Below are 712 nucleotides of genomic sequence, written 5' to 3'. Positions count from 1 at the left end.
GAGGCCCCGCGCTCGCGCAGCAACAGCGCCGCGAGCTGCGGCTGGCGCTCGGGCGTGAGGCGGGTGTCGGATGGCGGCGATGGAGAGCGCGCCGGCCGGCCGGCCCTCCGCATCGCGCACCACGACGCCGATGCCCCAGGAGCCGGACACATAAAGCCCCGGATTGAGCGCGTAGCCGAGCCGCCGCGCCTCGCTCACCCCCTGCCGCAGGCGCTCCGGGGCATAGCCGGGATAGTGCGCGGCGAGCGCCTCGGCATTGGCGGCGAGGATGCGCTCCACCTCCGCGTCCGGAAGCGCGGCGAGGATGGCGAGGCTGCCCGCACCGACGCCCAGCGGATGCCGGTCGCCCGCCTGGAGCACGTGGGTGCGGATGGGATAGGTCCCCTCCTCCCGGTGCAGGCACACGCCGAAGATGTCGCGCGGCACGGTGAGGAAGGCGCAGTCGCCGCTCTCGCGGGTGATGCGCGCCAGCGCGCCGAGCGAGAGCGCATGGATGCCGAATCGCGCCGCCGCCAGGGTGCCCAGCACATAGGCTTCCGGGCCGATATGGTAGCGCCGGCTCGCCTCGTCCTGGTCCACCAGACCCGCGCGCACCAGCGCCAGGAGCACCCGGCGCGCGGTGGGCTTGGGGCAGGCCGGAGCTTTGCTCGACGATGTCGGACAGGCGCCCCGCCGTCCGGCCCCGCGCGGCCCACCAGGACAGCACGTTTTT

1 protein-coding gene is annotated in these 712 nt (G+C 74.6%); it reads right to left on the bottom strand.

Translation table 11 applies throughout. From position 1 onward, the window contains the following. Positions 1-609: IclR family transcriptional regulator (locus AC2W7M_RS26815; RefSeq protein WP_486136256.1), on the bottom strand; the 609-nt coding region annotated here is incomplete at its 3' end. Positions 610-712: the final 103 nt, after the last annotated feature.

This window comes from Xanthobacter sp. BG11Y11_SDJG, from assembly GCF_057364445.1.
The sequence above is the reverse complement of the archived record's forward strand: the minus strand, read 5'-3'. Positions and strand labels throughout refer to the sequence as shown.